This window comes from Pseudonocardia bannensis (assembly GCF_012911875.1).
Classification (GTDB): domain Bacteria; phylum Actinomycetota; class Actinomycetes; order Mycobacteriales; family Pseudonocardiaceae; genus Pseudonocardia; species Pseudonocardia bannensis.
On record NZ_JAAXKZ010000014.1, the window covers coordinates 50,574 to 74,851 of the forward strand.

Consider the following 24,278-nt stretch of genomic DNA (forward strand, 5'->3'; position numbering starts at 1 on the left):
GCCCTTCGGGGGGCCGAGCCTCATCCCTTGACCACCCCGAGCGGGCGTAACCGCGCCACGCGCCGGGCCAGTCCTGCGTGCTCGCGGCAGTCGACGATCTCGTCGACGTCCTTGTAGGAGAACGGCGCCTCCTCGGCTAGTCCCCGTTGCGAGGCGGCCCGGACCGCGATCCCGGCTTCCTCCAGCTCGTGTCTCAGCTTCCGGCCGGTGATCGCCCGCGTCGCGGCGTGGCATGCGGAGTGGAACGCCACGCCGTCGTGGGTACCGGCGAGCCCGTTGGAGGCGGTTCCCATGGAGCCGGGTACCAGCACGGGCTGACCGGCCCTCGCCAGGTCCGGCGTCCCGCCTCCGGGTCGGTCCTGTCGAACCGTCACACGGCGAACGGATACGTTTCCGGGACCTCGCCGGTCTCCCAGTGAGCTGTTCGTTCAAGCGGTTCAACCGCTCGGGTGTCGTCGATGTGGATCACGGCGTCGAACTGGTCGGCCATCCGAGCCTGGAAGTAGTGGCTCTGGCGCTCGGTCTCGGGCCGGTAGATGACGCCGATCGCGCGTTCCAGGCGGACCGCGCGCAGGACCTCGGCAGCGTGCGGGGCCACGCCGAACGGGATCAGGAACTCCTTGACGCCCACCTCGTGGAAGAGCTCCTCGGTGCTGCCGGGCAGCGCCGGGCGGACCCACTTGCGCTGCGCCGCACCACCCCACTGGTCGGCTGCCGTCACCGTGCCGGTGTAGGTGGTGAAGCCGAGGGTGCGGCAGTCGAGGCCGTGCCGCTCCCGCATGAGCTGCCCGACGTTCAGCTCTCCGCGGACGGTGGACTCCGTCGCGCGGGCGTCACCGAGGTGGGAGTTGTGGGCCCATACGACGATCTTCGCCGGCTCGCCCCGCTGTCGGGTGAGATGCGCGGCCACCGCGTCCAGGGTGTCCACCATGTGGCGGTCGCGCAGGTTCCACGACGAGGACCGTCCGGTGTACATGGAGCGGTAGTACTCGGCCGCGTTCTTCACGGTATGTGCATTCTGTTCGGCGTAGAAGAGCTCGTCCTCGGCCGGCCACCCGTCGCGCCGCGCGTACTCCAGTGCGTGGTGTTGCATGTCGGCGAGCTGGTCGAGCACCTCGCGCTCACACGTCTCGCCAGCACCGAACGCCGCCGCGAAACCGTAGGCCTGGCCGTCCTCGGTGTGGTGGTGGTCGAAGCAGGCATAGCGCTCGCGGGCGCGTGCCGCGGCGGCCGGGTCCACGCCGTCCAGGTACGCGATGACCTCGTGGATGGAGCGGTAGAGGCTGTAGAGATCGAGGCCGAAGAAGCCGACCCGGCCACGCTCCTCCCCGGACCGGTCGTTGCGCTCCCGTAACCACCCCACGAACTCCAGTACGGCCGCGTTGCGCCACATCCACGTGGGGAAGCGTTCGAAGCCGCGCAGCGCCTCCTCGGCGATCCGGTCATCGCCACGACCCTGGACGTACCTGTTCACCCGGTAGGCGTCGGGCCAGTCCGCCTCGATCGCCACCGCACAGACACCCTTCTCCTCGATGAGTTGCTGCGTCATGGCGGCGCGCGCCGCGTAGAACTCATGGGTACCGTGGCTCGCCTCTCCGATCAGCACGAAGTGCGCGTCGCCGACCAGGTCGGACAGGATGTCGCCGGGCGGAACGCCGTCCTCCGTGGGCACCGCGGCGGCACGGAGGATCTCCACCGCGGTGGCGCTCTCCGGCGCGGCAGGAGCGAGCGCCGATGCCGCCTGCAACAGCCTGCGGACGTCGGCGTCGGTGGTCTGGGAGAAGTTCCAGTAGGACTGCCCGACCGCGTAGAAGGGTGACGGAGTGGTCGCGCAGACCATCTCGTCGACCACGGCCCCCAACTCACGGCAAGTGGACTGCGGCGCGGCCGGCACGGCGACGACGATCCGGGCGGGCCGCAACCGGCGCAGCGCCTCGACGGCCGCGTACATGCTCGAACCGGTGGCGAGGCCGTCGTCGACCAGGATGACGGTCTTGCCGTGGACGTCGGGCGCCGGCCGGTCGTCCCGGTAGGCCCGCTCGCGGCGGAGCAGCTCGCGGCCCTCCTGCTCGGCCACCTGTCGAAGTTGTTCGGGGGTGACGCGCAGGCCCCGGACAACATCGTCGTCGATGACGACGACCCCCCCACCGGCGATTGCTCCCATGGCCAGCTCCGCGTGTTCGGGAACACCGAGCTTGCGGGCCACGAACACGTCGAGCGGAGCACGCAGGGCTCGAGCGACCTCGTAGGCGACCGGCACACCGCCCCGTGCCAACCCGAGGACCACGACGTCGGTACCGCCCCGGTAACGACCGAGGAGGCCGGCCAGGACCCGGCCTGCGTCCCTCCGGTCCCGGAACACTCGATCGGACATGGGGCCTCCTCGTGGGGAGTGGTCAAGGATTCATCGCGACGTGGGCAGACCGGTCAGCCAACCGAGGATCTCCGGCCACAGGTCACGATGGGCGTTGTGCCCGACGAGTACGCCGACGTGCTGTACGGCCACTCCCGTGTCGCCGTGGTACTCGAGCACCCGCTTCTCGGCGCTGGCGGCCGCCTCGTGGAACGGCATGATCGAGCACGTTGGGACCACGTCGGAGCGAGGATCGACGACGTTGAGCATCGGCACGACCAGTGTTGCGGCTCCGACGGGCCGCCCGTCCACCACGAGCGTGCCGCGCATGAACTCGTCGGCGCGGTACAGCCGCTCGACGACGTCGGAGAACAGGTGTTCCGGTAGCCGGAACTCGTCCATGGTCCAGCGCAGTACGCGCAGATACGACGCCAGCGTCACCGGGTCGGCGGCGCTTCGCACGAAATCGGTCCAGCGGTCGAGCTGGAACTCGGCCGGCGCGGCGGTGGCGGCAACGATGTCGAGCAGCGAGCCCGGTACGCCGCCCGCCGAGAGCGGAGGCGACGACGCGGCCGGCGTCGCGGACACGAAAGGCGTGAACGCGCCTGCATCGGTCCCGAAGTGCAGCGGAGCCTCGAGTAGCGCGATGGCGGTCACGAGGTCGGGGTGGCGGGCCGCGCAGACGGCGCTGAACGTTCCGCCCAGCGAGTGTCCGACCAGGGGGACGCGCTGGGCGCCGGTCCGCTCGGTGACCACCCGCAGGCACTCCACGAGCAGGCGATCGGCGTACTGGTCGAGCCCGAACCGTTGTTGGGCGCGTCCCGGATCGGTCCATTCCACCAGGTGGACACGCATGCCGTGCTCCAGGCAGCGGGCCACGACACTGAGGTCCGGCTCGATGTCCCAGATGTAGGAGCGTTTGATCGGCGCCGGCACGAGCAGCACCGGGGAGCCGGACGGCGAGGCCGAGGGGTAGACGTGCAGTCGCACTCCCGGCGCAATGTTGAGGACGGTGGACGGGGTGGTGCGCGGCCCGGAACCGAGAGCATCGAACAGCAGCCCCGTAGCGCGCCGGATCTGGTCCAGCATGTCGAGCGCGATGTCCGGCAGGCGGGTCATGACAGTGCGCCCGCCACCCTCCGCTGGTACGGCATCTGAAGAGGGTGTCGGCCGGTGGGCAGCCCGGCCCAGTGCCGATCGGCCCTGCACCGGAGCGCCGTTGGGCATCTGACGAACCCGGCACGGTCGGCCGAGGATCGGGCTGTGCCCGGACGGGAGGTGTGACGTGGACCTGACCGTGGTGCCGATCGAGACCGGTGAGGACGTCGAGCTCGTCCTGGGCCAAGCGCACTTCATCAAGACCGTGGAGGACATTCACGAGACGCTCGCCGAGGCGGCACCCCAGCTGCACTTCGGCATCGCGTTCTGCGAGGCGTCAGGGCCGTGCCTCGTGCGCCGCTCGGGCAACGACCCGGAACTGGTCGCGCTCGCCGTGCGGAACGCCCAGGCGATCGGGGCCGGACACTCCTTTGTGGTGCTGCTCCGGGATGGCCACCCGGTCAGCGTCCTGAACCGGCTCAAGCAGGTCAGCGAGATCTGCACGATCTTCTGTGCCACAGCCAACCCGGTGCAGGTGCTGCTGGCCGAGACCGATCTCGGCCGCGGGGTCCTCGGGGTGATTGACGGCGGATCGCCGCGAGGGGTGGAGAGCTCACATGACGAGGACCAGCGCAAGGCACTCCTACGCCGGATCGGTTACAAGCTGTGAGTCAGGCGGGCTGACCGAGTGCACGCGTTCCGCTCACCGCGCGAGCAGGTGGCACAGGGACACCCTGCGGTGCCGCTGGACCGGGGAGAGGCGCTCCAGGGTGGGCCGCGCTGTCGGGCGACGAGTCTGGGACGGGGCAGGGTCTGCCTACGTGGACGACAGAGCGCACGGAGGAACATGCGCAGATTCGACGGCAAGATCGCGGTCATCGCCGGTGCGGGCCGCGGTCAGGGCCGCAGCCACGCTGTCAGGCCGGCGTCCAAGGGTGCCGATGTCGTGGCACTCGACATCGGCCACGACATCGACTCGGTGGCCTACGACCTGGCCACCCGGGCCGACCTGGACGAGACTGCGCGGCCGGTGCGCGAGCAGGGTCGCCGCGTCGTCACCGCCGAGGTCGACGTCCGCGACGCCGACACGCTGACCAGCGGGGTCACCGACGCCGCAGGACAGCTGGGTGGCGTAGACATCGTGCTGGCCAACGCCGGCATCGGCATCGTGAAGCCGGGCACCGACCCGGCACGGGCGTTCCGTGACCAGCTCGACGTGAACCTCGTCGGAGTGTGGAACACCGTGCACGCCACGGCGCCGTTGATGATCGAGCAGGGCCGCGGCGGCGCAGCCGTACCCACCAGCTCGGCGTTCGGGCTCGCCGGCCGGGGCGGCGACCCGCACGGTCCTCAACCCGGCCGTCGAGGCGCTGTACGGCGGGGCGACGAGCCTGCGCCTGATCCCCAGCCCACCGAGGGCGTCGCGCACCTGCTCGACGTGGCCCTCGTCGAGGTCTCCTCCGGCGACGTCGTCCGCCACCGCCTGTCGCGGGCCGGGGACCGTCAGCTCAACTGCTGCCTACACACCATGGCAATCAGCCAAGTCCAGCGCGACTGCCCGGGACGGGACTACTACCTGCGCAAACGCGCCGCCGGGAAAGGTCGCAAGGAAGCCCTGCGCTGCCTGAAACGACGACTCTCCGTCGTCGTCTACCGCCGGCTGCTCTGCGACGCCACGCAACAGGAAGGGGCGAGTCCGGGAGGACACCAGGGGGCGACGACAGAGTCCAGCGCGGCCGGCTCAACCCCTACCACCGGCTCTTCGGACAAGTCACTTCCCGGACTCGCCAACCCCGACCCTACAACCCCGAATCAAGATCGACTTGACTAGTGAGGAGCCGTCTAGGTGTACTCGGCCATCAGGTTGGTGGCCGTCGGCTGGCCGGTGACGGCGTCGACATCGGCGAACCGGTCGTCCCTCTCGGCAGGACCGCGGAATGTGCCGCTCCGTCGGCGCTCGAGTCGGGAGCCGGCTTTGCGCTGACCGTGAGCCAGTGCTGGATCCGGTAGATGCGGGACACCCATTGCCAGAGCGGTGGAAGGTCGGCGAGCACCGCCGAGCTGTCCACGACGCAGGGCCCGCTGATCGTGTGGCGCACGCCCCCCACCTCGAGGACGCCGCCTCCGGCAGCCGTGACGTTGCGGCGCCAGTCGACGTCGGTTCCGTAGGGCAGGGGGATGGTGAATCCGCCCGGTATCGCTTGTGCGATGACGGGTGTGGCGTAGGCCCGGCCGGAGCGGCGCCCGACGTGCTCCACACGGGCGGCGTACCAGTGTGGACGGCCGGCCAGGTGGAGCATCGCGGGGTTCAGGGCGTGCTTGTTGAATGCGCGCAGCCTGTCCATGACGGCGGGGACCTGGGTGCGGAAGACGAGCACGCCCAGGAGACGGAGGGCGACGAGCCCAGCTGCCGACAGGAGCAGCGGGTGCTTCCACCAGGGTCGGGAGCTGGCAGTGTCGAGGAACATGGGGCTCTCCGCTACGGGGTGGACGGGCCCGAGGCCGCCGGGGCCGCGGTTCACGACCGGTCCGCGGGGGTGCGTACCGTGGTGGTGAGGGTGTCGAGGCGGTGCCGGTACTCGGGCTCGTCGATGTCACCGCGCGCGAACCGCTCGGCGAGCAGCTGTTCGGGAGTGGGCCGCGGTGGTGGTGGCGCCGCGTACTCCTGCCGTTGCTGGGCGGTGTACCGGGCCAAGGCGACGATGCCCGCGATCACCACCAGCCAGACGACGATGGTGCTGATGGCCATCAGCATCGAACCCCAGCCGCCCATGTGGTTGCCCCACCAGAACATCATCTGGAACCTCCCGTGCCCAGCGAGCGCCCGTATGGGGCGCCCGGCACGGCAAGACTGGCGTCCACGAGCGACTCGAGCACAGGGGGACTCCGTCAGGAGATTCATGGTCGAAGGACCCCGGCTTCGGTGCGGTCGTCACTCCGGTCAGCTCTGCAGCAGCAGGTCGCCGAGCGGGCCTGGAGGTGTTCGGCGGCGTCGATCACCAAGCGGCCGTGGGCCATCGGCCTGGACCCCGTGACCGATGATCGCGCACCGCGATGTTCGCACCGAGGCGTCAGCCGATGGATCGCGCATTCCGAAGGGTCGCGCCGGCGGAAGATACTTGCCTGTCCGATGCCGGTGCTCGCGCTCGACGGGCGGTGGGGCAGGCCGCCGGCGGTTCGCCGAGGCTGCGCCCCGGTCGCGGCGCAGGGCACCCTCGACAGTGCTCATCGAGCAGTAGATCGGGGCAGAGCGCTACGTCCCCTCGGGATGCGGGGCGAGGCTCCACAGCTCGCCGCCTGGGCCGGCACGCGCCGCCGGACCAAGACCGAGCGCTCTGGACGCTCGACCAGCCGCGCCGGGCAGGGCGTTCGGCCCTGGCAGGGTCGGCCGGTCGTCGGAAGCCTGGGCCGGGAGAAAGCGGAGAGGCGGCGATTTCTGTGGCCAACCTCGGTGTCGCCATCGTGCGGCAGTACGAACGCGGAGTGGTCTTCCGCTTCGGAAGGCTGCGAGGCGTGCGTGAACCCGGGCTGCGGTTCATGATCCCACTGGCCGATCGGATGCAGAAGGTCAGCCTGCGCACGGTGACCATGCCCATCCAGTCGCAGCAGATCATCACCAAGGACAACGTCTCCATCGGAGTCGCGGCGGTGGCCTACTACCGGCGCACGGACCCGGTGAAGTCGATCCTGGAGATCACCGATGTTGAGCGGGCGGTGTACGAGATCGCGCAGACGACCGTGCGTAACGTCGTGGGCCGTTCCCTGCTCGACCAGGTGCTGTCGGAGACCGAGACGCTCAACGAGTCGATCAAGGAGGTGTTGGACGAGCTGACCAGCCGGTGGGGTGTCTACGTCCAGCTCGTGGAGCTCAAGGACATCGAGTTGCCGCAGTCCATGCAGCGGGCGATGGCCCGGCAGGCCGAGGCGGAGCGGGAGAAGCGAGCAAAGATCATCGCGGCTGAGGGGGAGGCGCTCAGTGCCGGCAAGCTCGCCGAGGCGGCCGATGTGATCGCCGCGCACCCCGTCGCGCTGCAGCTGCGGAACCTGCAGGTGCTCGCCGAGATCGCCATCGAGAAGAACTCCACCATCGTCTTCCCGGCGCAGTTCCTCGACAGCGCCCGCACGATCGCGCGGTTCATGCACGCGGAGTACACCGACGGATCCGGTCTGCCGAACGGGGACACGGTCGCCAGCAGCTCCGGAACCTCGCGGCCGAGTGCTTGATGGATGGTGCACGAGCCCGAACCCGGTGCCGCCCCTGGACCTCGGCCAGCCCCGCGGGTCCGAGGATCGTCGCGTGCAGAACCCATGGCCGGCGCCTGTTGCGAACTGGGCACCTCGACCGAGCTGACCCCACGCCACTACGGGTTCACAGCCCGGGCAGGGTGCGACGGACCGCCGCACCCTGCCCTGCGACGACCCGGCGGAACAGGTCCGACTCAGGGACCTTCTGTCCTGTGGCGCCTCGGTGTTCTCCGGTTCGACCAGCACGACGTCGAGCAGCAGAAGCGACCGCTCCACGGAGTCCGCGAACGCAGGCTGGGAGGTCCCCGGCCCTGGCCCCATGGAGCGGGCGGACGGCTTCCATCTCGACTCGATCTGCCCGATCCGGATGGACACGTGGTCGCCCGGGCGCGTGACGCTGGTCGGCGACGCAGGTTACTCACCGGGGCCGCTGCGGGGTGGGACGGCGCTCGCCTTGAGGCTGCTCAGGCCGTCGCCCAGTCGACCGCCGCGTCGAGCTCGTCGAAGGAGAACCTGCGTACCTCGGGGTGGACGACGTGCCCGGCCAGCGTCGTGGCGAGTGTGGCGAGCGTGCCGTCAACGGCGAACGCGACCTTGTCGACCCTGCGGGAGTGGCCGAGGACGAAGCGCAGGTGCCGGACCAGCGCGCTGAGGCTGTCCCATCCGGGTACCACCCGCGCGTTCAGGACCAGGCCGTGCAGGCTCGCGTGCGTGGCGAGCCACTCGTCGACCACGGTCGCCAGTGCGTCGATGTCCACGACACTCAGGGGAGCGCCGACCTCGACGACGACGACACCCGCCTCGCCGATCAGCCGGTGGGTGATCCGTGGTGCGCCAGGCAGCGCGGTGAGCCACGCGACGGCCTCGTCGTGATCGGCCTGGGCGAAAACCCGGACCGTGCAGGGCATGAGGAAAGCGGCCAGCCGGGCGGACTCCCGGATCCAGCCGAGGTCGCTGACGATGGCACAGCCGTCGAAGGCGCCCAGCGCCCGCAGGCCGAGCGTGACGTCCTCCCAGGCCGCCCCCGGGGTGATGCCGTCGAAGTCGGGAACCTCGACCAGACAGCGCAGCCGCCGTCGGTCGCGCAGCGCCTCCTCGACGAGCGGGACGACTACCGCGTCGTAGTCCTCACGGGTGAGCTTCCCGCTGGACCGGACCCCGTCGACGCCGGGCGGCAGGTCGCGGACCTGCTCGATCACGTCGATCTCCTTCAGAGGGTGCGAGCGCCCGCTCGTCCCGTGGCGACTCTGCACCGACGCGGTGGCGGCAGGTACGGCCGAAGGACCCGCGCCGACCTACCGGCCGTCCTTGCGGCGCAACTCGGTGGCATGGACGGCGTTTCGGTCCGCCGGGAGAAGCGACGACAGCCGGTGCCGGGCCACCATCAAGGCTCTGCGGGCGCCCTCGCGAACCCGCCCACGCCAGATCCCGGGCACCCGGCGGCAGGCGAGCGGCGCAGATGGACGGCTGGCCGTCACCGCTTGATCGCTTCCAGGTCTCGTCCTGCCGAGCCGGGGGGCGGGCCGACACCCATAGGTCGATGGGCAGCGTCCCCCGGAGGCACGCAGGGCCGGAGGCGGACATCGCCGCGAGGACTACCGGCGGCTACGGCGTCGGCCGTGGCCGCCGCGGCACGAGAAAGTACGCCAGTACTGCCACAGCCATCGGCACGAGTGTGACGACCAGCATCGTGATCCGCAGGCCGGTTGTGTAGTCCAGTGCCAGTTCCGACGCCCGCTGGACGAGTTCGGGTCGTAGCCGGTCGTGCCAGGACTGTTCGCCAGCGAGCTGCGCACCGCGTTCACGGCGGTCTCGGCCTGCTGCACCGATAGGCCCCGGGACTCAGCATCGGCCAGCCACTGCTGCTGGAAGAAGAAGCCGAGCAGCAGAATGTAGACCGTCGGCCCGAGTGCGTAGCCGGTCATCCCGAACGTCACGAGCCCGCTCGCGGCGAGCACCAGCAGACCTGCAAGCAGTACCGGACGGGCGGTGTACAGCGCGACCAGCGCCCGGCGAGGATGCTGACTCCTGCGAGCAACAGGGTGCCCGGCAGGTAGAGCAGCCCGATCGTCTGCGCCAGCCGCGACGCCGTGCCCGCCCCCGCGACGGTGCGGGACGAGTTTGGGATGGGCCGAGGCCGTCCCCTGCGTCGCTCGTCCGCCGCGGGTGATGCACGGGCTGCGACCGGTGGCCACGGTGGCGACTTACGGCGCACCGGGCGCCGGCACCGTGACAGCACCGAGGAGCCAGCCATGACCGAGGCCGCGATCGCCGATCCCTGGCTCATCGGAGACCTGCAGACCTCCGCGCTGGTCAGCACCGACGGATCGGTGGACTGGTTCTGCTGCCCGCGCTTCGACGACACGGTGGCGTTCTGCGACTCCTGGCTCGGCGAGCAGATCGGCACCTTCACCCACCTGGCGCTCATCGACGTGGCGATCACGCCGGACGCCGCATTGGACCGCCGTCGCTGACGGGGAAGGCAGCGCCGATGTGCCTGTTCTTCCTCCTGCTGCTGTTCGGGCCGCGCCTGGTCGGTGTCCTGTGGTGGCTGTTCGAGCCGCTGCGGTGGGACGCGACGTTCGGCACCGTCCTGGTGCCGGTCCTGGGCCTGATCTTCCTGCCGTGGACGACGCTGATGTACGTGCTCGTTGCGCCCGGAGGCATCGGCGGGTTCGACGCCATATGGCTGGCGCTCGCCGTCCTGGTCGACCTCTCGGGCTACGCCGGTGGTGGCGTCTACCGCAGTCGCCGCGGCATGCCGGCCTCGTGAGTAGCCCGTACGGGCCGCCGACGTTCGATCCTGGGGGTGTTCCCGGCGTCCCACCCGAACTCGAGCCGCCCGCGGTCATGGCGGTCCGGCCAGCCGGCCTTCTCCGTCGCCTCGTGGCCGAGCTCAATGTTCTTCCTCAGGCGCTCAGGCACGCCGGCCGGCCCCGGACCTATCCCACCAGCGGGGACGTGACTCCCCGGCCCGAAGGCTGCAGGAGGCAGGGTCTTTTGAATGTCCAGGTGGTGGCGGTGGCCACTGGTCGCCGCGACCGGGGCGGCGAGACCGTAATGCGGCACGATTCGCCAGATCGCGGAGCGGCCTGTGGGACTGCTGCTCATCTTCATGATCCAGAACACCGAGCGCGTCACGCTCCGGTTCCTGTTCTGGAACTTCACCTGGCCGCTGTGGCTGCTTACGCTCGTGGCAGCGCTGGTCGGGGCGTTGGTGTGGTTCGGACTCGGCGTGTTGCGCCGCCATAGGCGCCGCAAGACGCGCCGCGAAGGCCGAGGGGACTGACCCGAACTGAACGCGGCGCCGAGGTCTTTGCCGGATGGCGCGTTCGGGTATCTCTACCTGACAATGTGCCACGTGTCGGGCTGGGACTCCCATCCGTTCCAGGTCCGGGCTCATGCGCAGCGCAGCCCCGGCCTGCATCGTCGCTGGATCCCCGGCAGGCAACACGGTGATGACGTCAGCCAGCCTCGCCCCTCTCCGTGGATCTCGACCGGGGACAGGTGCACAAGGAGTCCGACGCCGTACTGGAGCGCCTGCTGGTCGGAGCGGGGAAGCGCCATCCCGAGGTGCCGGTGCGTCATGTGGTGTCCTCGACCGGCCCGCGCAGACGTTGCTGGACGAGGCCGCGGGCGCCGCCCTGCTCGTCGTCGGCCGCCATGGGCGGGCTCGAGGCGGTGAGGCGCTGCTGGGCTCGGTGAGCCATGCAGTACTCCACTACGCCCGCTGTCCTGTCGCCGTCGTCGGCAAGAAATGACAGCGTGTCGCCGTTCGTTGTCGATGAGATCGTCCGCAACGGTGCCCGGTGGGGGCGACCGTGCCGCGGGTCGACCCCCACCGGATCAGCCTTGGGCTCGGCTCACGCTCCCGACATGTCGATCACAGGCTCTCGACCGGCGCGCAAGCGGAACCTGGGTCGCGGGCGCCCAGCGTCCGAACCGGCCAAGACGCCGTCCACTTGCGGCTTCAGCACAGGGACTCCGCCCGGCGATCCGTGGCAGAAGGCCCGCAACGCCGGGCAGTCGTTGTCTGGGCAGCTCTGCAGCAGCAGGTCGTCCAGCGGCTCGCCGCGGTGCAGTCTGCCGACGGCGTCGGCGAGGAGGGCGGCCATCGAGTGGACGCCCATCCACGGTGGCGGGTTCGGTGGGAGGGGGACGGTATCGGTGACGAGCAGGCGGAAGGGCCTGGAGGCGTTCGGCGGCGTCGATGGTGGCACCGGTGCTGATCATGGCGTCGACGATCAGCGCGGGGCGGTTCTCCACATCGCCGATGAGTTCCGGGGCCGGTGGGCCGCCGCGCTCCCGGGTATTCCCCGCCACGTCACGGCAGGTCAACGCCCTCGTGCCGCTTTGCGATCGTCGACTCCGTACTCGAGCTCGTTGACGACGTCGATCACCCCGTCGACCCGGCGCACCAGGCGCTCGGCGATCCCGGCGGTACTGCGCTGCTCGACGGTGCCGTGGAGGGTGACCACCCCGTCCTGCACGGTGACCGTGACCGTCGTCGGATCGATCCACAGCACGTGCATGAGGACCTCACCGGTCACCTCGGTCTTGATGTCCTCGTCGGTGCGCAGGTACGCCTTCATCAGGTCGCCACGGCTGACGATGCCGAGCAGTGCACCGTGGTCGTCGACGACCGGCAGCCTCTTCACCTCGTGGTCGGCCATCAACCGGGCCGCCTGCGCGAGCGGCGCATCCGGGCCCACCGTCACCGGGCCGGTGGTCATCACCTGGCCGACCGTGTCTCCGGCGGCCCTTCGGATCTCGGCCCGAGCCCGCCGGGGTTGCCACCAGTGCGGACGGCCGGGGCTGGGGCGTCCCTGCTTGGCCAGGACATCTCGCTCGGACACCATCCCGATGACCCGGTCGTCGGCGTCGAGCACGGGGAGCGCGCTGACCTCGTGCTCCGCCAGCACGCGGGCCAGTTCCTTCAGCGGCATCGCCGGTCGGGCCCGCAGAACGTTCGTCGTCATCACGTCGGCCACGGTGAGGTGCTTCATGGGGCCAGCGTGGGCGCGCAGCGGATCCTGCAGCAGGGCCGGACGTCGCGTTCACCTCGGGTCCGCTGTCCTACCCGTTCGGGCCTACGCGGGCAGGAGCATCGTCGTGTCCGCGAGCTCGCGCCGAGGGGTGAGAGGTGGCACCGGGCCGGTCGCAGGCGGCCAGCCCACCCGGATCACCAACTGCGGTGACAGCGTTCCGCCCAGCACCTGCTGCTGCAGCACCGCGCGGGTGCTGCCGATCTCCAGCGGCTGACTCAGCGGGCTGCTGCCCAGCTCCAGGGTGGTGGCGTACAGCAGGATCGCACTCATGGCTTCGCCGGCCCGCAGCTGGGAGAGCCGGTCGTCCGAGGAGGTGCCCAGTACCAGCAGCGCTGCGGCGTCCCGTGGGTCCTGCTGGGGCCCGGCGAGTTCGCCCCCGGGGTACAGCCGCATCGTCGGCCCTTCCCGGCGCTCGTCGGCCGGGGGCGCGCTGGCGGCCGGGACCCCGTCGACGGAGGAGTGCCGGCCGCTCCACATCGCGAGCTCTGCGGCGTAACCGGGGACGAGGGCCTGCACGGCGGCGGCCGCCGTGATCGCCTCCTCCACCGTGTGTCGGGCGGCCGGGTCGGAGATGACGCGGAGCAGCGCGCCCTGTTCGGCGGCGCGCTCGGCGAGCTGGTCCAGGTAGTCGTCCGGCACCGGCCACGAGCTGAACCGTCGACGGTCGGTGCGCCGGGTGCTGATCGCGCGCGCCGGCTCGAGGTCGGTCGGGCCCGTCGATGCCGGGCTCAGGTCGAGCACGGCCAGCAGGTCGGGCTGGGTCGGGTCGGGAATCCGGTGAACATCCACTCCGATGCCGAGTGCGGCGAGCGCGATCCGCAGGTGGTGCAACGCCCCGCCGCAGCTGAGCAGCAGGTCCCGGCCGTCGGGATCCGTCGCCGGCAGCCACCGGTGCAGATCGGCGTAGAGGTGGACCCGCGACCCGCCCAGGCCCCACCGCCAGGGCTGGGAGTTGTGCACCGACGGGGCCCGGCAGGCCAGCGCCAGGGCGGCACGGACCGTGGCGTGGCCGACTGTCTCGATGATCATCGGAGGCTCCGTGTTGTCCGGCGGCGCGGCGGCGCGGGGCGGGTCGCCTCGACGTGCGCGACCACGCGATCGCGGAACTCATCGTCGATCGGCCCGCAGCCCGCCTCCACAGTCGTGCGACATGACCTGACGGGACCGAAGACCCGCGTTCTCCGAGGTGACTGATCGGGGGTTTACGCGCCCCGGCCGGGGCGGCAACCTGATGCCCGCGGTGTCCCCGCGAGCCTCGTGGGCCGGCCGCTCCGGAAGGAGATCGTGTGTCGACTACCGATGGCAGGCCGGTGGTGGTGGGGGTCGACACGTCCCCGTCGGCACGGCAGGCCGCCGAGTGGGCAGCGACCGAGGCCGCCCGCCGAGACGTACCACTGCAGGTGGTGCACGTCGTTGCGGAGTCCGGCGGATCGGCCGAGGTGCCGGGATGGCTCGACGATCTGCTGACCGCCGCCCGGAAGCACGGAGCCGGACGGGTCGAGGCCCGGGTGGAGCGCGGGAAGCCCGCTGCCGTGCTGCTCGAGCACGCGCGGTCGGCCGGGCTGGTGGTTGTCGGCGGGTGGGGCTCGGACGCATTCCCGGGCATGCTCGCCGGGTCGGTCGCGCTGACGCTGGTCACCCACGCGACGTGCCCGGTCGCCGTCGTGCGGGGGCCGGCACCGGATGCGACGCCCCGGAGGGACGGGCCGGTGGTGATCGGCGTCGACGGCTCACCGGACGGCGACGCCGCGCTCGCCCTCGGCCTCGACATCGCGGCGGCGGAGGGCGCCGGTCTGGTGGCGGTGCACACCTGGAGCGACGTGGTGCCCGGGCCTGGTGGCGGCGCTGTCCGATCCCATGAGGATTGGGGAGTGCTCGAAGAGCAGGGCCGGGAGATGCTGGCCCGGCACGTGGCCGCTGCGCAGGAGGCTCACCCCGAAGTCCCCGTCGAGCAGCACAGTGTTGCCGACCGGCCGGTGCGTGCGCTGCTTCGACAGGCCGACGCCGCTCGGCTGATCGTTGTGGGTCATCGCGGCCAGGGCGGGTTCACCGGGATGCTGCTGGGCTCGACGAGCCAGGTGCTGGTGCAGTACGCCCCCTGCCCGGTCCTGGTGGTCCGCTCGGACGGCCCGCCGGCTGCGTGAACTGCGTCCCCGTGGTCGGGCCGAGACCTGGCGTGCGCCCCTCGACGACGCGGAAGGTCGCGCCTTCAGCGGTAGTTCGCCGCGTCCACAGTGAACTGGATGAACCCGCCGGTGGCCCGGACGTCGGTGCCGTTCCACCACCCGGCGGACAGCCGGGCGGGCACGGTGAAGCCGTCGAACCGGGCCTCCTCGTGCACGAGCGCGGTGAACGGGTGTTCGGCGAAGCCGGTGCCATCGGGGTTGCCCCAGCGGGGCAGCGACACTGATTCCAGCGCCCCGGCGGGCCCGACGCGGAGCGTGATCGGATGGGTGAACGGCCCGATCGAGACGCGGGCCACCGCATGCCGGTCGTCGAGCGGTTCCCAGCGCACAACCGGGTCGAGGGCGGCGGCGGGGGTGAAGATGAACTCGCCGGCCAGCCGGGCCGCGGCGCTGCGGGTGATGTCCGGGCCCGCGCCCGACTGCACCGGCAGCGCCCCCAGCAGCCAGCGCATCTGCCCGCTGCCGCGGGTGTAGCGGTCGAACCCGCGCACCGGGAGCCCGGCGACCCGGGTGGCCGCGGCCCACACGAACCCGTGGGGCACGGTGAGCACCTGCCGGGCCCGATAGGGCCGCCAGGAACCGATCCGGATCCGGCCGTGCATGTCCAGCACGACCACGCGCAGCAGCGGTGTGCCCGGCGCGATCGCATGCTCGACCCACCGGCGGGCCGGCGTGGGTAGGGGGGCGACCATCGCCGGATCGAAGATCGCCGGCTGCGGGGTCGGTTCGACGAGCCGGGCCCAGTCAGCCGCCGTGTCGCCGGCCAGATGCCGGGGCGGGTCAGCCCGCAGCGCGGTCACCGGCACGCCCGGCGACCATCGAGCAACCACGTTGTGACCGCGGCAACGGCCACCACGGCATCCACGACCAACCCGACGCCCGCGGCGGAGGCCATCTGCGCCAGGAACGGTACCGAGGCGGCGACCGCGAGCAGGGCTACCACCCGCCAGGACCGCCGCCGGACCGAAAGCAGGCCTGCGGCGAGGACGAACAGCGCCGTGGCGGCCAACCAGCCGGCCCCGGCCAGCGCACCCACCGGGGAACCAGCAGGGGGCACGTTGTCGGCGAAGCGCAGCGCTCCGGGCTCCGCGAGCCCCCACAGCAGGACCACACCCAACAGGTGCAGCAGCCCGTGCCCGGCCATGACCGCGACAATCAGCCCGCGCCCGAACGCGGGAGCCCGGCGGTGGCGCGCCTCAGGGAGGCGGTGGGCAGCCGGGAAAGTCGTCGATGACACCACCGAGGTCCCTTCGGCAGGTGAGTGGGGCGGTCACGCCCGCACGACAACCAGCATTCCGGGGCCCGAACCACGCATCCCGGGCTGAAGGTCACCTCAGGACGGGCCACTCCGACGATTCGCATGGCGCCGTTCGGTGGCATAGACCGCAGCCTCGGTGCGGCGGGCGAAACCCAGCTTGCCCAGCAGCGAGGACACGTAGTTCTTCACCGTCTTCTCCGCCAGGTACAGCTGCGCGCCGATCTGCCGGTTGGTCAGCCCGTCGGCGACCAGCTCCAGGATCCGCCGCTCCTGTTCCGACAGCGAGGCGTACCGCGGGTCGACCGGTTCGTCGCCCTTGCGCAGCCGCTGCAGCACCTGCGCGGTGGCCTGCGGGTCCAGCAGCGACCCGCCGGCGGCGAGGGTGCGCACCGCTCCGATCAGGTCCACCCCGGTGACCTGCTTGAGCAGATATCCCGCCGCGCCGGCCATGATCGCCCCGAAGAGGGCTTCCTCGTCGGAGTACGAGGTCAGCATCAGACACGCCGGGGGCGGCTCCACCGAGGACCGCACCTCCCGGCACACCGCAACGCCGTCCCCGTCGGGCAGCCGCGCATCCAGGATCGCCACGTCCGGGCGCAACGTCGGGATCCGGGCCAGTGCTTGCGCTGCGGTGCCGGCCTCGCCGACGACCTCGATGTCGTCCTGGGTCTCCAACAGCTGCGCGATACCGCGCCGGACGATCTCGTGGTCATCGAGCAGAAACACCGAGATCGTCATGGCATCATCCTTCTGTTCGCCCAGGTGGAGGGTACCGGGGGCGAAACCGGTGCAGAACACGCGAGCTGTTCAGGGCAATCGCAGCGGGCGAGCGGGCTGGTCGGGCTGTGCACAGCGGTGAGCTGGGGTGGCGGTCGGCCCGGGCGGACGGGTTGCCGAGCGGGCGAGCGCGGCGAGCGGCCAGGCACGGCGGGCCAGGTACAGCGCGCCGGCGGCGAGGACCGGGTCGGCAAGGGTGTACAGGCCTAGCGGGATGATCGCGACGAGGAAGGCGGCGGCACCCAGCAGACCCATCCGGGCCCAGCGGCCCCGGCTCAGGATCAGCACGGCGCCGTTGACGGCCAGGCCGGTGATCGCGAACAGCACGACCGCCGCGGTCGCCATCGGCAGCGCGATGATGAGCAGCAGGAACACCCCGGCAACAGCCACGAGCTGAACGGGGCGTGTGTCAGCCAGTCCATCGGCATCCGATCGCGTCGTCGGCGATCAGGCCGATCCCGCCGTACAGCGCAGCGACGGCGATGCTCAGTTCGAGCCCCGATCGTGAGGAGCCGCGACATCCGTGGCCGTCGCGAAGTGCGGGTGGCGAGCATCAGTGTTGTTCTCCTGATCCTGCGGCGTTGCAGGTCCGGGGGCCCGCCCCTCACGGTGCAACGGTCTGCGGTGCGTGCCCGTGGTCGAGGGCGTCGGCGAAGGCAGCGCCGGCGAAGACGCCCTCCAGCCAGCCGACGAGCTGGGCTTGCATGATCCGCAGCTCGGCCTCCGAGGCGGCACGGGTGGGGTCGGGGCGCCGGGCGATCCGGTCCAGTTCGCCGCGCAACTCGGCGGATACGTGGTCGCGCACCTCGGCCAGCGCGCGGGCGTGCACGTCGCGGAGCCGATCGCGGCCGGGCCGGTCGAGCGGAGCGGTGTGCGATTCCTCCAGGAGTTGGGCGACCATGCTGCCGAGCCGGGCCAGCGCGACCGGATCGGCCGGGCCGTTCATTCGGTGCTCCGGTGGCGGCGGGCCTGCACGGTCCCCGCTACCGCGCTGAGCACACCCACGACGATCAGCAGCAGCGACCCGAGAACGGTCCAGCGCAGGCTGAGCAGGCCGAGCACCTGCAGCAGCAGGGCGGTGCCGACGAGCAGGTAGGCGGGGCCGCCGGCGAGGGCCGGCACGGTGGTGTGTGCGGTGCTATCCATGGGTCACCTCGAGGTCTCCGAGCCCGACGTCCAGGGCGATGCGCACGGGGTCGCCACGGCGGTCACCGACGGGCCGAGAGCAGGACCATGGCACCCACCGCGACCACGACGAGCGGCCAGAACAGGTCCGCTCCGATCCACGGCACGATCTGTCGCAGCAGCAGCAGCAGGGCGCCGAGCCCGATCAGCGCCGCGCCGACGGCGAGGGCGACCGCGCGCCGGCCTGCGGGCGGGCCGGTTCGTTCCGGCTCGCCGGGCACGGACTCGGGGATCACGATCCACGCGATCACGTAGGCCAGCACGCCGAGACCGCCGGACAGTGCCAGAGCCACCGCGGCGACCCGCAGCAGTACCGGGTCGATGTCGAGGTGGCGGGCGAGGCCCCCGCACACCCCGCCGATCATCCGGTCGCGCCGGCTGCGCCGCAGCCGCCTCAGCTCGGGCCCGGTCGGCGCCCTCGTGGCGGGTGCGGGTGCGGGTGCGGACATGCTCGCTCCTTTCGTCGTGGCTGGTGTGAATCTGACGTCTGCCCGGTCTCCGGTCGCGGGGCGATGGCCCCCGATCGGGATGTCACACGCCGCGCCGCGGCGGGCCGTTCGTCCCTGGGATGCGGGCGCCGAGGCGCCCAGCCTGGGCGGGAGCCCGTGGCCAGGTGGCGTGGCGGGCCGGGGAGGTGTGGGCGATGAAGGCAGCGGACGTGATGAGCAGCCCGGTGATCACGTTGCGGCCGGACACGCCGGTGTGGGCTGCCGCGGCCCTGCTGGTGTCCCACGGGTTCACCGCGGCACCGGTGGTGGATGAGGGCCGGCGGGTGATCGGGATCGCGACGGAGGCCGATCTGGCCCGGAACCGGATCCTCCCGGAGGGGTGGCCGGTGCCCGAGGGGCGGATCGAGCACACGGTGGCGCGGGTGATGACGGGCGCACCGATGTCGATGCGGCCCGAGGACGACCTGGCCGATGTCGTGTCCCTGATGCTCGACGGGGGGATCCGGTCGGTGCCGATCGTCGATGACGGCGAGCTGGTCGGCATCGTGAGCCGCCGCGACGTCTTGCGGGTGGTCGCCCGCCAGGAGCTGACCTCCGAGCAGGTCCGGCACCGCCGGGGCGGCCGGCTGGACCACGACTGCGCCGAGCCCTGACCGCTCGCGGTAGCGGTGACGCCCCACGCGGGCCCGGCGCGCCGGGCCCGGGGGAGTCCGAGGCGGGGACGAAGCGCCCCTCTCCGCGGGGCCAGCGGCCCGATGGCCGGGGGCTTCCGCCCGTCGCGCCAGGTCGACACCGGCGGCAGCGTTGCCGGGAGAGCCGGCAGCGGGCCGGCCACCGGGATGTGCTGGAGGACGAAGTGGACGATCGGCCGGTCATCGTGGTCGGAGTGGACGAATCGGCGGGTTCGCGGGCGGCGCTGGAGTTCGCGATCGCCGATGCCGGCCGCCGGAACGCCCGGGTCCGGGTGGTGAGCGTGTTCCCGCTGCCGGAGTACGGGCCGACGGTTTACGGGAGCGGGGCGTACCGGATGGAGACGACGCCGACGCTCGAGCAGCTGACCACGGGCATCGAGCAGAGTGTGCAGTGCATGGTCCGGGAGGTCGTCGCGGAGCAGGGTTCGGCCGTCGCAGGGCTGCCCGTCGACGTGCAGGCGCTGCCGGGGGCACCGGCGAAGGTGCTGCTCGAGCAGGCACGACGCGCGGACCTGCTCGTGGTGGGTCACCGTGGCCGCGGTGGTTTCGCCAGCGCGATACTGGGCTCGGTGGGGCTGCAGTGCGTGCTGCACGCGCCCTGCCCGGTCACCGTCGTTCGACCGGCCCCGCAGCCGGTGCCGGAGGAGAGCCCGGCCGTCGCTGCGGCGGTCGTGCCGGTGCCGCTGTGAACCCGCCGGGCCTGCGCCGGACGCGGGTGCGGGAGGTGATGACCACCGCGGTGGTGTCGGTGGCTCCGGAGACCGGCTTCGACGAGGTCGCCCGGGTGCTGGTGGCCAACGCCGTGCGGGCGGTGCCGGTGCTCGACCCGGACGGTCGGCTGCTCGGTGTCGTCTCCGAGGCCGATCTGATGGACACCACGCAGGAGGACGACCCGGCACGGCGGACGGTCCGCGATCGACGACCGTGGCACCGCAGGCCGCATCACGCGGCACGCCCCACGACCGCACGGGAGCTGATGACCACGCCCGTGATCGGCGTCGGACCCGAGGCCGGCGTGGCCGAGGCGGCTCGGGTGATGCACGAACGCGGGCTGGGATGGCTGGCGGTGGTCGAACCGGAGACCTCTGGCGGCCCCGGCGGTCGGCTCGTCGGTGTGCTGGGCAGGTCCGACCTGTTGAAGGCCTTCCTGCGCGACGACGCTGAGTTGCGCGCCGAGGTCGTCGACCAGGTTCTGGGCCGGATGCTGCTGGTCGACCCGGCGCGGGTCGACGTCCAGGTGTCCGGGGGAGTGGTGACGCTGACCGGTCTGCTGCCCACCCGGGCGGACACCCGGTTGGCCGTCAGTTTCGTCGAACGTCTGGAGGGCGTTGTCGCGGTGGTGGACCGCCTGGCCTACCAGGTCGACGAGCGGGCCGCGGACTCCCCGGTCGCGCCCCTGTACTGACCGGCCGCCGCGGCGGAGGAAGAACGACGAGGGCAGGCGAGAGGACGATCACGATGACACTGGGGCATTGCGCCGAAGCCGTGGAATCGACAAGATGCGTCCCTCACAGGGGGCGGTGGCGCGGCGGCGGGGTCGGTCGGGGCGTTGCTCGTGGTCGCTGCCGTCGCGCTGCTGCGTGCCGTTCCTGGACCAGCGCCGCGCCACGCAGCAGCACCGACGCGATGGTGGATCAGTAATACAGGCCGAGATAGCCACGGGGATCGAACGCCCCGCCGGACTCGTCTGCGACGACTCGACGACCGGTGATGTGTTCGGGCACGACCTGGATCCACAGGGGCTTGTCGCCCGGAGCGACAGGTCTGATTCCCAGTTGCTCCAGGCGCTGCACCTCAGCGGGATCACTGATGTCGGGGATGGAGGCGGCACCGAGCACCAGCACGCTCCAGGCCGCATGTCCCGACGGCTCCGTCTGATCGACCTGGAAGGAGACGTTGGCGTACTGCGACGCCGTGAACTTCGTTCCGGGCCCGCTGCGGATGGTGACCAGGTCGCCGTCGAGCGCGTAGGTGACGGGGAATATGAGGGGATAGTGGCCGACCACGACGCCGAGGCGCCCGGTCGCGGAACGAGCGAGCAGCCTCAGGCATTCGTCCCTGCTCAACGCCTCGAAGCTGCCCATGCCCGCATCTCTCGATCATCGGTGGCCCGCCGGGGAGAAGGGCCGGGATCGGGTGGACGAGCCGGCAGAATGCCGGGCACCGTCCTCATGAACAGAGGATCGTGGAGCGGCCACGACTACGGCAGGGGCATAGGGCCCGGACAGGACGGGTCGTCCAACGGGCACGCCGGGGCGTTTGCTCATGCCGACCACCGAGCCGACCGTCGACCCATATACAGATCTGAGCGGCCCGGAGTCGGCGATCGAGGTGGTTCCCACCGATCCCGAGCGCTACTAGCGGACGCCCTCCCACAGGGCCCGTTCCCAGGCTCGGGGATCGTCCACCGCCTGTGAGGTGGTGTTGAAGCGCATGGTGGTCCTGCGGTTGAGGTCGTATCTCGGCCAACCCGGGTCGCCGCTGGTGGCGAAGGAGATCCAGGCGGCGTGCATGGTGTCTGCGAGCTGCTGCGGCGGGTCGTCCCCCAGCAGCGGCCCGAAGAGCCGGGCGTCTGTGCTCAGGGTGTCGAAGACGAAGGGGATCTCGAGAGCGTGCACGGCGCCGAGGCCCGGGGCGGGCCAGGTGAACTCGTACATGTAGGTGCGCGAGGTGGCGTTGACGTGGGCATCGGCCAGGCGGATCGCGGGGATACGGACCCACCAGTCGGTCTGCACCGCCGCGAGCAGATCCCCGGGACCTGCATCGGGGTATGCGGCTCGATACGCGGCGAGCGCCGTCTCGACCGGGAGCCCGTAGGCGGCCAGGGCCTGATACCCGTGGACGCCGACGGGCCCGGTCAAGACCTCGTCGGTGATCTGGTCGATATCGCCGCTGAGCACCCGGAACAGCCTCCAGTCGTCGGTGTTGGTGCCGACGATGAGGTCCACCTGAGCGCCGGCGCCGGCCGCGATCCGGTCGATCGGGGGGCCGGGAACGACCTCCCCGTCGATCACCGGCTGCCACAGCAGCGTGCTGGTCACCACCTCCTGGCCCCAGCGGCCCGGGTCCGGCTGCGCGAGAAGTTCGGCCTTCAGCTCCGCCTGCGCCCTCAGCAGTCGCTCGACGGGGACCGCGGCGATCGCCTCACGAGTCGGGGGCACATTCAGCTTCTCGGCCAGATACCGTCCGATCCGGTGCGCGGTCTCGGCCGAGATCACCTGATGGGCTGCGCCGCTCTGCGCGATCGCTCGCCGGAACAGCCCCTCGGCGCGGGGCATGGAAAGCAGGGTGCCGATGCTCATCGCACCGGCCGACTCGCCGAAGACGGTGACGGTGGCGGGGTCACCGCCGAAGGCGGCGATGTTCTCCCGCACCCACTCCAGGGCCGCGACCTGGTCGAGCAGACCGAGGTTGGCGGTGCCGTCGTCCACCGCCAGGAACCCGTCGGCCCCGACACGCCAGTTGATGACCACGCAGACGACGCCGTCGCGGGCGAAATGGCTGCCGTTGTACGCCGCCGTGCACCCGAACTCGAACATTCCCCCCTGGACCCACACCATGACGGGTAACCCGGCCGCGCCCGGGTCGGGGGTCCAGATGTTGAGGTTCAGGCAGTCCTCGCCGGCCACCGCGGTATCCCAGTCGGAGCCCGCGCTCTCCGGGGGAGCCACCTGAGGCGGTGCCGCTCCGTACCGGGTGGCGTCACGCACGCCCTCCCACGGTTCGACCCGCCGCGGCGGACCGAGCCGGTCCGCACCGGACGGCGGCGCCGCGTAGGGAACTCCCAGAAAGGCGTGCACCCCGTCGGCAACGCTGCCGCGCAACTCGCCATGAACGGTCTTGACCACCGCACCCATACCCATCACGATGCGACCGCCTCGAACCGCACCGCAGAGGCGAAGGACCCGGAAAACACCTGGTACCGGCCGAGGCCGTCCCACCCGGAACGCGATCGGCAAAGGTCCACATCACCAACGTCCCCACCGCCCCGCCCAGTGGCGATCGAGTCGGTGCCTCACCGTGGTGGCTGGGCATCCGCGATGCGGCGGCTGGGAGCCGGCACCGTCAGCAACGTGGCAACCGAACCGACGCCGAGCAGCACCAGATCGTGCAGCCAGACTCCGACGGCGACCAGGGCAACGGCGGTGCCGATGGCCAGGCCGGTGCCCCAGTCGACCGACAGCATGAGCTGGGCACCCAGCACCGCCACGGCCCCGCCACAGACGTAGGCGGGCCGCGGGCCGCGACCACCCGACCCCAGTCGCACTACGTCGTCATCGGGTTCTTCCTCGGCGGCGCGGGAACTGTCGCCTTCCGTTACGGCGAGACCGGTGTGGTGAGCGTCGGCGGGGACTGGTGGGCGTTCTCGTGCTGTTCGCCGCCGCCACGCCGTTGTTCAGCGGCCGCTACCCGGCCGGGATCTTCGATGCGGTGGTCGGGATGCACCGTTGGGCGGCGCGGGTCCTCGCCTACGCCGCGCTGATGACCGACACCTATCCACCGTCCGGCTCGATCAGGGCAGCGCCGAACCCGTCACCGGCACTGTCCCGCCTACCCCCGACGGGGTGGATGCCGTAGGCCGGGCGAATGCGCCGTTGAGCCAGGGTCGGGGTCATGATGAACGCCGGACGTACTGACCCGACGGCGTCGGAGGGATCACGGCGCCCGGCGTGACACAGCCGGCCGGTCATCGGCGGGACGGTCCTGCTCGCCGGGCTGGTACCGGTAGCCCTGCTGGCCCAGATGGGCGAGGTGGCCGGCCACCTGATCATCGCCTCCCGGCTGGATTCCGAACGGATTCGATCGTGTCCTGACCATCGAATGGGCGGGCTATCCGCGGACGTTGATGGTGGCCATCATGCCGAGGTCTTCGTGGTCGAGGATGTGGCAGTGGTAGACGCTGCGCCCGGGGTGGGCGGTGAACGGGATGCGCAGCCGTACCCAGCCGCGCGGGGGGACGAGCACGACGCCCTGGGGGGTGCCGGTG

Annotated in this window: 32 protein-coding genes; 12 read left to right on the top strand and 20 right to left on the bottom strand. The window is 71.4% G+C overall.

Annotated features, from left to right (window positions below; all coding sequences use genetic code 11):
* Positions 1-20: 20 nt before the first annotated feature.
* Genes HF519_RS06325 through HF519_RS06335 form a run of 3 tightly spaced genes read right to left on the bottom strand, consistent with a single transcriptional unit; the run spans position 21 to position 3,472 of the window.
* Positions 21-374 carry an RtcB family protein gene (locus HF519_RS06325; protein WP_312859935.1) on the bottom strand — a complete coding sequence of 118 codons (354 nt, stop codon included), beginning with the start codon at positions 372-374 and terminating at the stop codon, positions 21-23.
* Positions 371-2,374 carry an erythromycin esterase family protein gene (locus tag HF519_RS06330; protein WP_169411034.1) on the bottom strand — a complete coding sequence of 668 codons (2,004 nt, stop codon included), beginning with the start codon at positions 2,372-2,374 and terminating at the stop codon, positions 371-373. Before HF519_RS06330 ends, HF519_RS06325 begins: the two co-directional genes overlap by 4 nt.
* Positions 2,375-2,404: 30 nt before the next feature.
* Positions 2,405-3,472: an alpha/beta fold hydrolase gene (locus tag HF519_RS06335; protein ID WP_169411036.1), complete on the bottom strand. Its 1,068-nt coding sequence runs from the start codon at positions 3,470-3,472 to the stop codon at positions 2,405-2,407.
* A gap of 166 nt (positions 3,473-3,638) precedes the next feature.
* Here HF519_RS06335 and HF519_RS06340 point away from each other — a divergent pair, with 166 nt between their 5' ends.
* Positions 3,639-4,121, top strand: a complete 483-nt coding sequence (locus HF519_RS06340) for an adenosine-specific kinase (protein ID WP_169411038.1) — start codon at positions 3,639-3,641, stop codon at positions 4,119-4,121.
* Positions 4,122-4,298: 177 nt separating this feature from the next.
* Entirely contained in the window at positions 4,299-5,282 is a 984-nt protein-coding gene (locus HF519_RS06345; protein ID WP_169411040.1) for an SDR family NAD(P)-dependent oxidoreductase, read from the top strand.
* A gap of 28 nt (positions 5,283-5,310) precedes the next feature.
* Here HF519_RS06345 and HF519_RS30275 read toward each other — a convergent pair whose 3' ends face one another.
* Together HF519_RS30275 and HF519_RS06355 are read right to left on the bottom strand one after the other, a co-directional pair.
* Entirely contained in the window at positions 5,311-5,919 is a 609-nt protein-coding gene (locus HF519_RS30275) for a hypothetical protein (RefSeq protein WP_211169620.1), read from the bottom strand.
* A 50-nt stretch (positions 5,920-5,969) separates the two neighbouring features.
* Positions 5,970-6,248, bottom strand: coding sequence for an SHOCT domain-containing protein (locus tag HF519_RS06355; RefSeq protein ID WP_169411042.1), 279 nt, complete (start codon positions 6,246-6,248; stop codon positions 5,970-5,972).
* Positions 6,249-6,913: 665 nt separating this feature from the next.
* Between HF519_RS06355 and HF519_RS06360 the strand changes: the two genes are divergently transcribed.
* Positions 6,914-7,675, top strand: a complete 762-nt coding sequence (locus HF519_RS06360; protein ID WP_312859937.1) for a slipin family protein — start codon at positions 6,914-6,916, stop codon at positions 7,673-7,675.
* Between the two features lie 485 nt (positions 7,676-8,160).
* Here the strand turns inward: HF519_RS06360 and HF519_RS06365 are convergent, their stop codons facing one another.
* Positions 8,161-8,895 carry a SpoIIAA family protein gene (locus HF519_RS06365; protein WP_169411046.1) on the bottom strand — a complete coding sequence of 245 codons (735 nt, stop codon included), beginning with the start codon at positions 8,893-8,895 and terminating at the stop codon, positions 8,161-8,163.
* Between the two features lie 396 nt (positions 8,896-9,291).
* A complete protein-coding gene (locus HF519_RS06370; protein ID WP_211169621.1) occupies positions 9,292-9,654 on the bottom strand; it encodes a hypothetical protein in 363 nt (120 codons plus the stop codon).
* Between the two features lie 294 nt (positions 9,655-9,948).
* On the opposite strand from HF519_RS06370, the gene HF519_RS06375 reads away from it, so the two are divergent.
* From HF519_RS06375 to HF519_RS06390, 4 genes are all read left to right on the top strand, one after another.
* Positions 9,949-10,170 carry a hypothetical protein gene (locus tag HF519_RS06375; RefSeq protein WP_169410957.1) on the top strand — a complete coding sequence of 74 codons (222 nt, stop codon included), beginning with the start codon at positions 9,949-9,951 and terminating at the stop codon, positions 10,168-10,170.
* A 17-nt stretch (positions 10,171-10,187) separates the two neighbouring features.
* Positions 10,188-10,469 carry a hypothetical protein gene (locus HF519_RS06380; protein ID WP_169411048.1) on the top strand — a complete coding sequence of 94 codons (282 nt, stop codon included), beginning with the start codon at positions 10,188-10,190 and terminating at the stop codon, positions 10,467-10,469.
* Positions 10,470-10,790: 321 nt separating this feature from the next.
* The gene (locus tag HF519_RS06385; protein ID WP_169411050.1) at positions 10,791-10,985 is read left to right on the top strand and encodes a lipopolysaccharide assembly protein LapA domain-containing protein; all 195 of its coding nucleotides are present in this window, start codon (positions 10,791-10,793) and stop codon (positions 10,983-10,985) included.
* A gap of 169 nt (positions 10,986-11,154) precedes the next feature.
* Positions 11,155-11,457, top strand: a complete 303-nt coding sequence (locus HF519_RS06390; RefSeq protein WP_246242644.1) for a universal stress protein — start codon at positions 11,155-11,157, stop codon at positions 11,455-11,457.
* A 573-nt stretch (positions 11,458-12,030) separates the two neighbouring features.
* On the opposite strand, the gene HF519_RS06395 is transcribed toward HF519_RS06390, so the two are convergent.
* Both HF519_RS06395 and HF519_RS06400 read right to left on the bottom strand, forming a co-directional pair.
* Complete coding sequence (locus HF519_RS06395) at positions 12,031-12,702, bottom strand: CBS domain-containing protein (RefSeq protein ID WP_169411052.1); 672 nt, start codon at positions 12,700-12,702, stop codon at positions 12,031-12,033.
* Between the two features lie 84 nt (positions 12,703-12,786).
* Entirely contained in the window at positions 12,787-13,773 is a 987-nt protein-coding gene (locus HF519_RS06400) for an Acg family FMN-binding oxidoreductase (protein WP_169411054.1), read from the bottom strand.
* A 257-nt stretch (positions 13,774-14,030) separates the two neighbouring features.
* Between HF519_RS06400 and HF519_RS32700 the strand changes: the two genes are divergently transcribed.
* Positions 14,031-14,888 (top strand): universal stress protein, encoded by an 858-nt coding sequence (locus HF519_RS32700; RefSeq protein ID WP_169411056.1) that lies wholly within the window; start codon positions 14,031-14,033, stop codon positions 14,886-14,888.
* A gap of 65 nt (positions 14,889-14,953) precedes the next feature.
* Here the strand turns inward: HF519_RS32700 and HF519_RS06410 are convergent, their stop codons facing one another.
* From HF519_RS06410 to HF519_RS06440, 7 genes are all read right to left on the bottom strand, one after another.
* Entirely contained in the window at positions 14,954-15,736 is a 783-nt protein-coding gene (locus HF519_RS06410) for a DUF6544 family protein (RefSeq protein WP_169411058.1), read from the bottom strand.
* Positions 15,727-16,074 carry a hypothetical protein gene (locus tag HF519_RS06415; RefSeq protein ID WP_169411060.1) on the bottom strand — a complete coding sequence of 116 codons (348 nt, stop codon included), beginning with the start codon at positions 16,072-16,074 and terminating at the stop codon, positions 15,727-15,729. The genes HF519_RS06410 and HF519_RS06415 overlap by 10 nt, the downstream gene beginning before the upstream one ends.
* Positions 16,075-16,263: 189 nt before the next feature.
* Entirely contained in the window at positions 16,264-16,926 is a 663-nt protein-coding gene (locus tag HF519_RS06420; protein ID WP_169411062.1) for a response regulator, read from the bottom strand.
* A gap of 69 nt (positions 16,927-16,995) precedes the next feature.
* A complete protein-coding gene (locus HF519_RS06425; protein ID WP_169411064.1) occupies positions 16,996-17,355 on the bottom strand; it encodes a hypothetical protein in 360 nt (119 codons plus the stop codon).
* Between the two features lie 214 nt (positions 17,356-17,569).
* Positions 17,570-17,911, bottom strand: coding sequence for a proteasome activator (locus HF519_RS06430; RefSeq protein WP_169411066.1), 342 nt, complete (start codon positions 17,909-17,911; stop codon positions 17,570-17,572).
* Entirely contained in the window at positions 17,908-18,111 is a 204-nt protein-coding gene (locus HF519_RS06435; protein WP_169411068.1) for a hypothetical protein, read from the bottom strand. The genes HF519_RS06430 and HF519_RS06435 overlap by 4 nt, the downstream gene beginning before the upstream one ends.
* 62 nt (positions 18,112-18,173) lie before the next feature.
* The gene (locus HF519_RS06440) at positions 18,174-18,599 is read right to left on the bottom strand and encodes a PspC domain-containing protein (protein ID WP_169411070.1); all 426 of its coding nucleotides are present in this window, start codon (positions 18,597-18,599) and stop codon (positions 18,174-18,176) included.
* Positions 18,600-18,793: 194 nt separating this feature from the next.
* On the opposite strand from HF519_RS06440, the gene HF519_RS06445 reads away from it, so the two are divergent.
* The 3 genes from HF519_RS06445 to HF519_RS06455 all read left to right on the top strand — a co-directional run bounded on the left by HF519_RS06445 (position 18,794) and on the right by HF519_RS06455 (position 20,696).
* Positions 18,794-19,252 (top strand): CBS domain-containing protein, encoded by a 459-nt coding sequence (locus tag HF519_RS06445; RefSeq protein WP_169411071.1) that lies wholly within the window; start codon positions 18,794-18,796, stop codon positions 19,250-19,252.
* A 203-nt stretch (positions 19,253-19,455) separates the two neighbouring features.
* A complete protein-coding gene (locus tag HF519_RS06450; RefSeq protein ID WP_211169623.1) occupies positions 19,456-19,980 on the top strand; it encodes a universal stress protein in 525 nt (174 codons plus the stop codon).
* Entirely contained in the window at positions 19,977-20,696 is a 720-nt protein-coding gene (locus HF519_RS06455) for a CBS domain-containing protein (protein ID WP_169411075.1), read from the top strand. Before HF519_RS06450 ends, HF519_RS06455 begins: the two co-directional genes overlap by 4 nt.
* Positions 20,697-20,925: 229 nt before the next feature.
* Here the strand turns inward: HF519_RS06455 and HF519_RS06460 are convergent, their stop codons facing one another.
* The 3 genes from HF519_RS06460 to HF519_RS06470 all read right to left on the bottom strand — a co-directional run bounded on the left by HF519_RS06460 (position 20,926) and on the right by HF519_RS06470 (position 23,558).
* Positions 20,926-21,375, bottom strand: coding sequence for a pyridoxamine 5'-phosphate oxidase family protein (locus HF519_RS06460; protein ID WP_169411078.1), 450 nt, complete (start codon positions 21,373-21,375; stop codon positions 20,926-20,928).
* A 273-nt stretch (positions 21,376-21,648) separates the two neighbouring features.
* On the bottom strand, positions 21,649-23,148 hold the full coding sequence (locus HF519_RS06465; protein ID WP_169411080.1) for a carboxylesterase/lipase family protein: 1,500 nt from the start codon (positions 23,146-23,148) through the stop codon (positions 21,649-21,651).
* Positions 23,149-23,306: 158 nt separating this feature from the next.
* Positions 23,307-23,558, bottom strand: coding sequence for a hypothetical protein (locus HF519_RS06470; RefSeq protein ID WP_169411082.1), 252 nt, complete (start codon positions 23,556-23,558; stop codon positions 23,307-23,309).
* 89 nt (positions 23,559-23,647) lie between these two features.
* On the opposite strand from HF519_RS06470, the gene HF519_RS06475 reads away from it, so the two are divergent.
* Entirely contained in the window at positions 23,648-23,869 is a 222-nt protein-coding gene (locus HF519_RS06475) for a DUF4389 domain-containing protein (RefSeq protein ID WP_312859936.1), read from the top strand.
* A gap of 252 nt (positions 23,870-24,121) precedes the next feature.
* Here the strand turns inward: HF519_RS06475 and HF519_RS06480 are convergent, their stop codons facing one another.
* Positions 24,122-24,256: a multicopper oxidase domain-containing protein gene (locus tag HF519_RS06480; protein WP_312859938.1), complete on the bottom strand. Its 135-nt coding sequence runs from the start codon at positions 24,254-24,256 to the stop codon at positions 24,122-24,124.
* Positions 24,257-24,278 lie beyond the last annotated feature (22 nt).

Excerpts from the sequence above, each read along its gene's own strand:
- HF519_RS06330 (WP_169411034.1), bottom strand. The coding sequence starts at position 2,374 with ATGTCCGATCGAGTGTTCCGGGACCGGAGGGACGCAGGCCGGGTCCTG.
- HF519_RS06335 (WP_169411036.1), bottom strand. The coding sequence starts at position 3,472 with ATGACCCGCCTGCCGGACATCGCGCTCGACATGCTGGACCAGATCCGG.
- HF519_RS06345 (WP_169411040.1), top strand. The coding sequence starts at position 4,299 with ATGCGCAGATTCGACGGCAAGATCGCGGTCATCGCCGGTGCGGGCCGC.
- HF519_RS30275 (WP_211169620.1), bottom strand. The coding sequence starts at position 5,919 with ATGTTCCTCGACACTGCCAGCTCCCGACCCTGGTGGAAGCACCCGCTG.
- HF519_RS06355 (WP_169411042.1), bottom strand. The coding sequence starts at position 6,248 with ATGATGTTCTGGTGGGGCAACCACATGGGCGGCTGGGGTTCGATGCTG.
- HF519_RS06375 (WP_169410957.1), top strand. The coding sequence starts at position 9,949 with ATGACCGAGGCCGCGATCGCCGATCCCTGGCTCATCGGAGACCTGCAG.
- HF519_RS06380 (WP_169411048.1), top strand. The coding sequence starts at position 10,188 with ATGTGCCTGTTCTTCCTCCTGCTGCTGTTCGGGCCGCGCCTGGTCGGT.
- HF519_RS06390 (WP_246242644.1), top strand. The coding sequence starts at position 11,155 with ATGACGTCAGCCAGCCTCGCCCCTCTCCGTGGATCTCGACCGGGGACA.
- HF519_RS06395 (WP_169411052.1), bottom strand. The coding sequence starts at position 12,702 with ATGAAGCACCTCACCGTGGCCGACGTGATGACGACGAACGTTCTGCGG.
- HF519_RS06400 (WP_169411054.1), bottom strand. The coding sequence starts at position 13,773 with ATGATCATCGAGACAGTCGGCCACGCCACGGTCCGTGCCGCCCTGGCG.
- HF519_RS06415 (WP_169411060.1), bottom strand. The coding sequence starts at position 16,074 with ATGGCCGGGCACGGGCTGCTGCACCTGTTGGGTGTGGTCCTGCTGTGG.
- HF519_RS06420 (WP_169411062.1), bottom strand. The coding sequence starts at position 16,926 with ATGACGATCTCGGTGTTTCTGCTCGATGACCACGAGATCGTCCGGCGC.
- HF519_RS06430 (WP_169411066.1), bottom strand. The coding sequence starts at position 17,911 with ATGAACGGCCCGGCCGATCCGGTCGCGCTGGCCCGGCTCGGCAGCATG.
- HF519_RS06435 (WP_169411068.1), bottom strand. The coding sequence starts at position 18,111 with ATGGATAGCACCGCACACACCACCGTGCCGGCCCTCGCCGGCGGCCCC.
- HF519_RS06440 (WP_169411070.1), bottom strand. The coding sequence starts at position 18,599 with ATGTCCGCACCCGCACCCGCACCCGCCACGAGGGCGCCGACCGGGCCC.
- HF519_RS06445 (WP_169411071.1), top strand. The coding sequence starts at position 18,794 with ATGAAGGCAGCGGACGTGATGAGCAGCCCGGTGATCACGTTGCGGCCG.
- HF519_RS06460 (WP_169411078.1), bottom strand. The coding sequence starts at position 21,375 with ATGGGCAGCTTCGAGGCGTTGAGCAGGGACGAATGCCTGAGGCTGCTC.
- HF519_RS06465 (WP_169411080.1), bottom strand. The coding sequence starts at position 23,148 with ATGGGTGCGGTGGTCAAGACCGTTCATGGCGAGTTGCGCGGCAGCGTT.